Annotated in this window: 7 protein-coding genes; 2 read left to right on the top strand and 5 right to left on the bottom strand. The window is 64.9% G+C overall.

Features of this window, described 5'->3' with window-relative positions; all coding sequences use genetic code 11:
• Positions 1-455: 455 nt before the first annotated feature.
• Complete coding sequence (gene dnaE / locus AC1DYL_RS20950; protein WP_477174632.1) at positions 456-3,929, bottom strand: DNA polymerase III subunit alpha; 3,474 nt, start codon at positions 3,927-3,929, stop codon at positions 456-458.
• Positions 3,930-4,222: 293 nt separating this feature from the next.
• Here dnaE and AC1DYL_RS20945 point away from each other — a divergent pair, with 293 nt between their 5' ends.
• Positions 4,223-5,050, top strand: a complete 828-nt coding sequence (locus tag AC1DYL_RS20945; protein WP_477174631.1) for an isocitrate lyase/PEP mutase family protein — start codon at positions 4,223-4,225, stop codon at positions 5,048-5,050.
• A 41-nt stretch (positions 5,051-5,091) separates the two neighbouring features.
• Positions 5,092-5,457 carry a hypothetical protein gene (locus AC1DYL_RS20940; RefSeq protein ID WP_477174630.1) on the top strand — a complete coding sequence of 122 codons (366 nt, stop codon included), beginning with the start codon at positions 5,092-5,094 and terminating at the stop codon, positions 5,455-5,457.
• Here AC1DYL_RS20940 and AC1DYL_RS20935 read toward each other — a convergent pair.
• The 4 genes from AC1DYL_RS20935 to proS are packed head-to-tail and all read right to left on the bottom strand — an operon-like array spanning position 5,454 to position 10,192.
• Entirely contained in the window at positions 5,454-6,140 is a 687-nt protein-coding gene (locus AC1DYL_RS20935; protein WP_477149421.1) for an ABC transporter ATP-binding protein, read from the bottom strand. The genes AC1DYL_RS20940 and AC1DYL_RS20935 overlap by 4 nt on opposite strands.
• The gene (locus AC1DYL_RS20930; RefSeq protein WP_477174629.1) at positions 6,133-7,488 is read right to left on the bottom strand and encodes an ABC transporter permease; all 1,356 of its coding nucleotides are present in this window, start codon (positions 7,486-7,488) and stop codon (positions 6,133-6,135) included. Before AC1DYL_RS20930 ends, AC1DYL_RS20935 begins: the two co-directional genes overlap by 8 nt.
• The gene (locus AC1DYL_RS20925; RefSeq protein ID WP_477174628.1) at positions 7,485-8,846 is read right to left on the bottom strand and encodes an ABC transporter permease; all 1,362 of its coding nucleotides are present in this window, start codon (positions 8,844-8,846) and stop codon (positions 7,485-7,487) included. The genes AC1DYL_RS20930 and AC1DYL_RS20925 overlap by 4 nt, the downstream gene beginning before the upstream one ends.
• On the bottom strand, positions 8,843-10,192 hold the full coding sequence (gene proS / locus AC1DYL_RS20920; protein ID WP_477149424.1) for a proline--tRNA ligase: 1,350 nt from the start codon (positions 10,190-10,192) through the stop codon (positions 8,843-8,845). The genes AC1DYL_RS20925 and proS overlap by 4 nt, the downstream gene beginning before the upstream one ends.
• Positions 10,193-10,493: the final 301 nt, after the last annotated feature.

Here is a 10,493-nt window from a genome sequence, read left to right as displayed (position 1 = left end):
CCGCATCGAGCAACCCTCGCGTGATAGCGGCTTGACCGGCGAACCGGTCCTTGCCGTGATGGTTTCCGCCTGAACTGCAGCGACCCGCAGCCCACCCGGTCTCCACCGCACCAACCACTCGTCATGATCTCGCTTCGGTGCAGCGGATGAGTGGGAGAATCGCACGGGTGGGGAGTGGGGGGATAGAATTGTGCAGGATTCTCTGAGGGCATTGAGATCACTGGCATTGTGGCTCCTAGGCTGCGCGTGGTGATGGGCTGGTGCGGGAAGAGCCCCCCACCCCTGTCCCCTCCCCTCAAGGGGGAGGGAGACCCTCGCGGCCTGTCTTCGTAGCCTCACGCTGGGTGCAAGCGGTTGGAGTCTCCCTCCCCCTTGAGGGGAGGGGACAGGGGTGGGGGTATCTTGGGAACTCGATCAGCAACTCACCACCGGCCTGTGGTGGAGTGGGACGTGTGCTAGTTCAGCCGCACGTCCACCACGCCATCCATTGCCTTGATGCTCCCGGCGATCTCGGGGCTCAGGCGGTAGCCGCCCTTGAGTTCGATCTCGTATTCCTTCGCCCCCGCATCGCGGATGACGATGAAGCTGACCTGCCCCTCACCGCCGGGCTTCAGCTGCGAACGGATCGGAGCGAGGCATTTCTCCGAGCCGGCGAACACCGTGAGGCGGCGGCCGATCTTTTCGGCCAGGCCCTCGATCGGCTCGGCGTTGATCAACCTGAGACTGATGCCGTCGGGGCGTTCGTCGGCCTCGACCGTCAACACCACGGATTTGCCGGGCTGCAGGATGTTGGAGAACTGGGCGATCTGCTCGGAGAATGAGATCACCTCGTAGCCGCCGCTGGCGTCGGAGAGGCTGAGAATGGCCATCGGCGTGCCCTTTTTGGTACGCCGGTCGTTACGGGTGGCGATCGTGCCGGCGAGGCGCCCTGCCCGCGCGTCGGCTTCCTTCACCGCCCGTTCGAAATCGGCATAGGGCTGGACGCGCAGCCGATCGAACAGCTCCGCGTATTGGTCGAGTGGATGGCCTGAAAGGTGGAAGCCGATGGCGCCGTGTTCGCGCGCCAGCCGCTCGGCCGGTAGCCAGTTCGTTACCGATTGACTGAGCGCGATGGGCTCCGGTCGATCAGCGGCGAACATGTCCATGATGCCGTCGGCGGCGTTGGCATTGGTGCGCTGCGCCGTGGCGACGATCGAGTCGATGGCGGCGAAGGCCTGCTCGCGGCGGGGCACCAGCTGGTCGAAGGCGCCGGCGTTGACCAGCGCTTCCAGCGTGCGCCGGTTGATGATGCGTGCATCGACCCGGGCGGCGAAGTCGCCGAGGTCGCTGAACGGCTGGTCGCCGCGTGCCGCCATGATGTGCTCGGCGACCGCCTGCCCCACGCCCTTCACCGCGCCGATGGCATAGAACACCTTGCCGTCGTGGGTGTTGAACACGTCGTCCGAGCGGTTGACGCAGGGCGGCACGATTTCGATGCCGTGCTTTTTGGCGTCCTGCCGGAATTCGTTGAGCTTGTCGGTGTTGCCCATGTCGAGCGTCATGGTCGCCGCGAAGAACTCGTGCGGGTAATGCGCCTTGAGGTAGGCGGTCTGGTAGCTGACCAGCGCGTAGGTCGCGGCGTGCGACTTGTTGAAGCCGTAGTTGGCGAACTTGGCGAGCAGGTCGAAGATGGTGTCGGCGAGGCCCTTCTTCAGGCCGTAGCGGATACAGCCTTCCTGGAAGCGGGCGCGCTGCGCGTCCATCTCGGCCTTGATCTTTTTGCCCATGGCGCGGCGCAGCATGTCGGCTTCGCCAAGCGAGTAGCCGCTGAGGATCTGCGCGATCTGCATCACCTGTTCCTGGTAGACGATGATGCCATAGGTTTCGTCGAGCACCGTGCTCAGCGCCTGGTGCGGATACTCCACATCCTCGCGACCGTGCTTGCGGTCGTTGAATAGCGGGATGTTCTCCATCGGACCCGGCCGGTAGAGCGCCACGAGCGCGATGATGTCCTCGAAATGGTCGGGCTTCATGTCGACCAGCGCCCGGCGCATGCCGGCGCCTTCCACCTGGAACACGCCTGCGGTGTCGCCTATGGCATAGAGCTTGTAGGTCTTCTCGTCGTCGATCGGGATGTCTTCGATGCGGAACTTGCCGTCGCCGTGCCGATTGATCATGTCGACGGCGCGCTTGATGGTGGTCAGCGTCTTCAGGCCGAGGAAGTCGAACTTCACCAGCCCGGCCGATTCCGACCACTTCATGTTGTACTGGCTGACCGGCATGTCCGAGCGCGGATCGCGGTAGAGCGGCGCCAGTTCCTGCAGCGGCCGGTCGCCGATGACGATGCCGGCAGCGTGGGTCGAGGCGTGGCGGTAGAGGCCCTCGAGCTTCTGGCCGATGGCCAGCAACTCGCCAACCTGCTCGTCCTCGTCGGCCATCATCTTGAGCTGCGGCACTTCCTTCAGCGAGCGCTCGAGCGTCCACGGGTCTGCCGGATTGGCCGGCACGAGCTTGGCGATCCGGTCCACCTGGCCGTACGGCATCTGCAGCACGCGGCCGACGTCGCGCAGCACGGCGCGGGCCTGGAGCGTACCGAAGGTGATGATCTGCGCGACCTGCGCCTCGCCGTATTTCTTCTGCACGTAGCGGATCACCTCTTCGCGGCGGTCCTGGCAGAAGTCGATGTCGAAGTCCGGCATCGACACGCGTTCGGGGTTGAGGAAGCGCTCGAACAGCAGGTTGTAGCGCAGCGGATCGAGGTCGGTGATGGTGGTCGCGTACGCAACCAGCGAGCCGGCGCCTGAACCACGGCCCGGGCCGACGGGGATGTCCTGCGCCTTGGCCCAGCGGATGAAGTCGGCGACGATGAGGAAGTAGCCCGGGTACTTCATCTTCTGGATGATATCGAGCTCGAACTCGAGCCGTTCGCGGTATTCGGTTTCGGTCTTGCCCGGGGCGACGCCGACTGTCTTCAGCCGCTCGTCGAGCCCAGTGCGCGCCATCTCGGCGAGGGCATTCGCCTCGGCGGCGATGGCCTCGGCGTCGGTAAGGTCGGAGGCGGCGGCGAACTTCGGCAGCACCGGATCGCGCTTCTTCGGCCGGTAACCGATGCGTTGCGCGATCTCGATGGTGTTGTCGAGCGCTTCGGGCAGGTCGGCGAAGAGTTTCTGCATCTCCTCGCGGGTCTTGAAATAGTGCTGGTCGGAGAGCTTCCGCCGCTCGGTCTGCGCCACCACCGTACCACCGGCGATGGCCAACAGCGCGTCATGCGCCTCGTGATCCACCGGGCCGGGGTAGAATGGTTCGTTGGTCGCCACCAGCGGCACGCCGCGGGCATAGGCGTAGTCGATCAGCTTGGCTTCGTTCAGCGTCTCCTGCGGCCGTCCGTGGCGCTGCAACTCGATATAGAAGCGATCGCCGAACAGCTCGCGGAGCCGGTCGAGCCGGGCCTGCGCAATCGTATCCAGATTGTTACCGAACCAGGGGTCGATCGCCCCTTCTGGACCGCCGCTAAGGCAGATGATGCCTTCGAGCGCGTGACGCTCCATCCAGGCGAGCTTGGCTGCGGCGCGGCCATTCTCGCCTTCGAGGTGCGCCCGGCTGACGAGCGAAGAGAGGTTGGCGAACCCGGTGTCGGTGGCGGCGAGCAGCACCAGCCCGCCCTTGCCGTAGCGACCACGGTCGTGGCCGCGCTCCTGCATACGGTCCTGGCTGTCCTCCATCTCGGAGAAGTCGATTGCCAGTTCCACGCCGATCAGCGGCTGGATGCCCTTGCCCGCCGCCTTTTCGGAGAACTCGAGCGCTCCGAACAGGTTGTTGGTGTCGGCGATGCCGAGCGCCGGCTGCTTGTCGGCCTTGGCGAGGTCGAGCAGTTTCGACAGCGGCAGCGCCCCCTCGAGGAGCGAGTAAGCCGAATGTACGTGCAGGTGAATGAAGCCGGGGCCAGCCATTCGTCGTTCCTAACCCCGTGGCGGCACCACGGCCACACACGAGGACGTCAATCCACAAGTCACTCACACGAGTCGGGCAGCGATATCCATCCAGGTGAGCGAGGCGACCGAGAAGCCGCAGATGGTGACGAAAGCCAGCAGATCCTTGACGAAAGAGAGCATCGGAACCTCCAAAGTTTCTGTTCCGTTCTTGTATGTTCTCAATTTGTTCTTGTCTAGCGACATCGGCTTAGCCATGAATACATGGTTAACGCGTGAGTCGGGGATCGACCGGGCACCGAGGAGAACGAGCGTTGAACCAGCAGCAGAAAGCCGAGCGTTTCCAGGCACTTCACCAGGGCCCGCTGTTCATCATGCCGAACCCCTGGGACGCCGGCAGCGCCCGGCTGTTGGCCGGTTTCGGGTTCCAGGCGCTGGCGACGACCAGTGCGGGTTTGGCATTTGCGCTCGGTCGCCGTGACGGCGAAGGTAGCGTCAGTCGCGATGAGGCGCTGCGGAACGCCGCCGATATCGTCGCCGCCGTGGATTTGCCGGTCAGCGCCGACCTCGAGAATGGCTACGGCGATGCACCCGAGCACGTCGCCGAGACCATCCGGCTGGCCGCTGAAGTCGGCCTGGTCGGGGGCTCGATCGAGGATGCCACCGGAAACGCCGATGCGCCGATCTACGATTTCAACCTGTCGCTCGAACGTGTGGCGGCGGCAGCAGAGGCTGCCCACTCCCTGCCCTTCCCATTCACCTTCGTCGGCCGGGCCGAGAACTTCCTCCATGGTCGCAATGACCTCGACGACACCATCCGCCGCCTGCAGGCCTATGAGAAGGCGGGCGCCGACGTGTTGTTCGCGCCCGGCCTGCCTGACCTCGAGGCCATTCGCACCGTCTGCGCTTCGGTGACCAAGCCCGTGAATGTCGTGCTGGGAGCCAGGAACACGCCCTACTCCATCGCGGACCTGGCCGCCGCCGGTGTCCGACGGGTCAGCACCGGCAGTTCATTCGCCCGCGCCGCGCTGACCGGGTTGCGGGATGCATCTCGCGAACTGCTGGGTCCTGGGACTGCGACTTACCTCGATGACGCCATCACCTTCGCCGAGGTGACCGCGCTGATGGCCGAGAAGCAGTAGACGGCTGGATTTCGCGTAGCGATGCGGTTACCCCTTCAGCCATGGCGATAGATGGTCGCACCCGCAAGAAACTCATCCGGATCCTGAAGCTGATGGGCTCCGATCAGCCGGGCGAACGCGCTTCGGCTGCGCTGGCGGCGGACAAGCTCGTCGCCTCTCTCGGCACCGACTGGGAGACGCTGCTCGATCCGCCGCCGGAGACCAAGGTGGTGATCCGGCGGGTGCGCGAATGGGACGTGAACCATCAGGAAGCGGCGGAGACCCGCATCCGCCAGCTCAGGGACACCACGGAGCGGCAGGCCCGGCAGATCCGCGGCCTGAGAACCCGGGTGAACACCCTGCTGGACCGCGAGCGGATGCGCCGCGCCAGCGAGTCCGACGCGGACGAGGTTCAGCCAGAAGCCTAGAGGGTGATCGGCTCGATCAGCCCGCCACGCAGCGTCACGATCCGGTTGGCGCGCCGCGCCAGTTCGTGGTTGTGGGTGGCGATCAGCGCGGCAGCGCCCTCCTCGCGGATCAGCGCCGCCAGGGCATCGAACACCACATCGCTGGTCGAGGGGTCGAGGTTGCCAGTCGGCTCGTCGGCGAGGATGATGCGGGGGTGGTTTGCCGCCGCGCGGGCGATGGCGACGCGCTGCTGTTCGCCGCCCGAGAGCTCGGCCGGGCGGTGCTGGGCGCGGGGGGCGATGCCGAGGATTTCGAGTAGTTCCATCGCGCGCTTCTCGGCCGCGGCGCGGTCGCGCCCGGCGATAAGTTGCGGCATTGCGACGTTCTCGATTGCGGAGAATTCGGGCAGCAGATGATGGAATTGGTACACGTAGCCGATGGTGTCGCGACGGAGCAGCGTGCGGCCGCGCTCGTTGAGCTTGCTGGTCGAGATGCCGGTGATCTCCACGTCGCCACCCTGCGGGCGTTCGAGCAGTCCTGAGATGTGCAACAGCGTCGACTTGCCGGCGCCCGACGGCGCGACGATGGCGACGAGCTCGCCGCCCTTCACCTCGAGATCGGCCGCTTCCAGCACGCGGACCAGCGTTTCGCCCTCACCATAGTGACGGTGCACCTTCGCGAGTTTGAGATGGACGTCACTCATAGCGCAGGGCCTCGACGGGATCGTATTGGGCGGCACGCCAGGCCGGATAGAGCGTGGCGAGGAAAGACAAGCCCATCGCCACCGCGACGATGGCCGCGACTTCCGAGGGGTTGGTGCGGCTGGGCAGCGAGGAGAGGAAGAACACCTCGGGCGGGAAGATGGTGAAGCCGAGCACGCTGGAGAGGAATGCCCGGATCGACTCTGCGTTCGCCGCGATGAGCAGCCCGAGCGCCATGCCGAGCAAGGTGCCGCCGACGCCGATCGCCACCCCGGCGATGCCGAAGATCCGCATGATCGAGCCGCGCGTCGCGCCCATGGTGCGCAGCACCGCGATATCGGTGCCCTTGTCCTTCACCAGCATGATGAGGCTGGAGATGATGTTGAAGGCGGCCACCACGATGATCATCGACAGGATGATGAACATGACGCTGCCCTGCGTCTGCAGCGCGTCGAAGAAATTCTGGTGCTGCTGCTCCCAATCCGACAGGATCAGCGGCCGCTCGATCTGCTGGCCGATCTTCAGGCGCATAGCATCGAGCGCGCTTGGGTTGTCGATGAACACTTCGATGGCGGTGGCACGGTAGATCCGATCGTAGGCCGCCTCCCGGTCCTCCTCGGTGGCGTCGAGCGCCGGAACCGAAGCGTTGGGCCTCAGCACCCGGTCGAACATGTCGAGGTAGTCCTGCGCGGGACGCAGCGGCATGTAGAGGTAGAAGCTGTCGAACTCGGTCATCCCGAGGTCGAAGATCACCTGCACCGGGAACGAGCGCGTCTTCGGCCGGTTACCGCCCTGCGCACCCTGCGCATCGGGACTGAGCAGCGTCACCGTATCCCCGATATTGACCTTCAGCTTCTCGGCGAGCCGGCGGCCGATGGCGACGCCGTTCCCCTCGTCCCAGCCATCCCAGTGACCGAGCAGGGCGCCGTCGTGCAGCAGCTTCAGCTTCTCGATCGAGGCCAGTGACACGCCGCGGACGATGACGCCCGTGGAATCGGCCTTGGCGCCGGAGGCAAGTGCCTGCCCCTCGACATAAGGGATCGCCGCGACCACGCCGTCGACGTTCTGAATCTGGATAGCGGACTCGTCGTAGTCGGTGAAGCGCGCTTCGATCGGATAGGCGGAGAAATGCCCGTTGAGCCCGAGCAGCTTGGAGACGATCTCGGCGTTGAAGCCATTCATCACCGAGGTGACAACGATCAGTGCCGCGACGCCGAGCGCGATGCCGGTGAGGGTTAGCCCGGCGATCACCGAGACGAAGCGGTCGCGCCGGCGGGCCCGCAGGTAGCGGCCGGCCACCAGGAACTCGAACCGCGAGAACGGGCCCGGATCGGCGACTTTGTCGGTCATTGGTTGAGACCCTCGATCGGGTCGAGACGCGCGGCGCGCCATGCCGGGTAGAGGGTGGCGAGGAAGGTAAGGCCGAGCGACAGCAGCACCACGAGTGCCACCTCATGCACATCCACCCGCGATGGCAGGCTCGACATCAGGAACAGTTCGGGCGGGAAGATCGAAATGTTGAAGAAGTTGGAGACCGCCGAGCGGATGGCCTCGACGTTGAAGGCGAATACCAGCCCGAGGATCAGCCCAAGCAGCGTTCCGGACAGGCCGATGGCGAAGCCGGTCATCGAGAAGATACGAAGGATCGAGCCGCGGGTTGCGCCCATGGTGCGGAGGACGGCGATGTCCGGTCCCTTGTCCTTCACCAGCATGACGAGGCTAGCGATGATGTTGAAGGCGGCGACGAGGATGATCAGCGACAGGATGACGAGCATCACCACCCGTTCGACCTGCAGCGCCGAAAAGAACGTGGCGTTGCGCTGTTGCCAGTCGGCGATGTCGAAGCCGGGCTCGAGCGCTGCCTGCAGCTTTGAACGCATGCCGGCGATGTTGTCGGGGTCGGTGACGAACACCTCGACGCCGCTGGCCTGGTAGACGCGCTCGTAAGCGGCATCAATCTCCTCGTCGGTTGCCATCACGCCGGGCATGGCGACGCCGGGCTTCAACTGGTCCTCGTACAGCCGGAAATAGGCCTGCGCCTCCTGCATCGGCAGGTAGACGTAGAAGCCGTCATATTCGGGCATGCCGATGTTGAAGATGACGTTGACCGGCAGCGTGCGTTCGGCCGGTGTCATGCCGAACGGGGTCGGAGTGCCGTTGGGATTGATGATGGTGATCTGGTCGCCGAGCGCCAGTCCCAGCCGCTCCGCCAACCGCTGGCCGATAGCGGCGCCTTGGCTGGCGTCCCACTGGTCCCAGCCACCGAGCGCTGCTCCATCACGCAGCAGATCGAGCTTGTTCAGCGATGCCTCGCTGATGCCGCGCACCACGACGCCCGTGGCGCTGGAGACGCCCGACGCGAGCGCCTGCCCCTCGACATAAGGAATGGCGTAGCGCACCCCGTCGACGCCTTCGAGACGCACCACGGCGTCGTCATAGTCGGCCATCGGCCCGGCGACCGACTGCACCACGAAGTGGCCGTTGAGGCCCAGGATCTTGCCCAGGAGCTCGGTGCGAAAGCCGTTCATCACCGACATCACGACGATCAGCGTGGCGACGCCAAGCACGACGCCAAGCAGTGTCAGCACCGCGATCACTGAAACGAAGCGTTCCTTGCGGCGGGCCCGCAGATAGCGGCCCGCCACCAGGAACTCGAAACGCGAGAACGGTCCCGGTCCCTTCGCCGCGATGGGCGGGGCGTCGGTCAAACGTTGTCCCGCCGCTGCGGCACGATCAGCTTCTTGAGCCGGCCGACCGCCTCTTCGATGGACAGCGTCTCGCGCTCACCGGACTTGCGGTGCTTGATCTCGACCTGGCCGTCCTTGAGGCCGCGCGGGCCGACGATCAGCTGGTACGGGATGCCGATCAGGTCGGCCGCGGCGAACTTGCCCCCGGCGCCCTGGTCGCGGTCATCGTAGAGCGCGTCGATACCCTCGAGCTTGAGGTCTTCGTAGAGGCGCTCGGCCGCGCGATCGCTGTCGGCGTCGCCGACCTTGAGGTTGATCACCACTGCCTCGAACGGCGCCACGCTCACCGGCCAGACGATGCCGGCATCGTCGTGCGACGCCTCGATGATGGCGGGCACCAGCCGGGTCGGGCCGATGCCGTAGCTGCCCATCTGGACCTCGACCGCCTGCCCTTCCTGGCTGGTGACGGTCGCCTTCATCGGCTTCGAGTATCTGGTGCCGAAGTAGAAGATGTGGCCGACTTCGATGCCGCGGGCGGCGAGCTGGTGCTCCGCGTCGACGGCAGCCTTGAACTGGGTCTCGTCGGTCATCTCGTCGGTGGCGGCAAATAGCGACGTCCAATCCTTGAAGATCGGCGTCAGGTCGCTGCGGAAATCGATGTCGATGGGCGGAATCGGCTTGTCCACCAGGCGCTTGTCGAGGAATACCGCGCTCTCGCCGGTCTCGGCGAGGACGTGGAACTCGTAGCTCAGGTCACCGCCGATCGGGCCGGTATCGGCGCGCATCGGCACACCCACCAGCCCCATGCGGTGGAAGGTGCGGAGATAGGCCACAAACATGCGGTAGAATGCCTGCGTCGCGCTGGCCTCATCGAGGTCGAACGAATAGGCGTCCTTCATCAGGAACTCGCGCGAGCGCATGGTGCCGAAGCGCGGCCGTACCTCGTCGCGGAACTTCCACTGGATGTGGTAGAGGTTCAGCGGCAGGTCCTTGTAGGACTTCACGTACGTCCGGAAGATGTCGGTGATCACCTCCTCGTTGGTCGGCCCGAACAGCATGTCGCGCTCGTGCCGATCCTCGATGCGCAGCATCTCCTTGCCATACGCGTCGTAGCGGCCGCTTTCCTTCCAGAGGTCCGCGGACTGGATAGTCGGCATTAGCAACTGGATGGCACCAGAGCGGTTCTGCTCTTCTTCGATGATCCTGACGATCTTGTTGAGCACCTTGAAGCCCAGCGGCAGCCACGAATAGCTGCCTGCCGCCTGCTGCTTGATCATGCCGGCGCGCAGCATCAGCTGATGCGAGACGATCTCGGCCTCTTTCGGCGTCTCCTTCAGGAGGGGCAGGAAGTAGCGGCTCAAACGCATGAACGGTCCTCGGGTACGCCGGATTCGGTTGGAGGAACCCTATAGCGCAAAGCGGGACAAAGTGGAGCCCGCAAAAGCGCGCGAAACTTAGGCAAACGCTTGGTCGTGCGGCACTTTTGCGCAGTCGCTGAGCGCCCCCAAATCATGACTTGAATACTATGTAAAATTGCCATGGCTGCCATGCAGAATCCACTTGGCAGCCCCAGATTCAGTTGTTAGGGTCCCGCGTCATAAGAACACAGGCAACCACAAGTTGCCGGACGTCGACAACGTCAAGGGAGGAGCGTTGGCTGCCATCTAA

Source organism: Devosia sp. P1_H9, from assembly GCF_056405135.1.
Note: the sequence above shows the minus strand (reverse complement) of the source record. Positions and strands in the feature narration are given on the sequence as shown.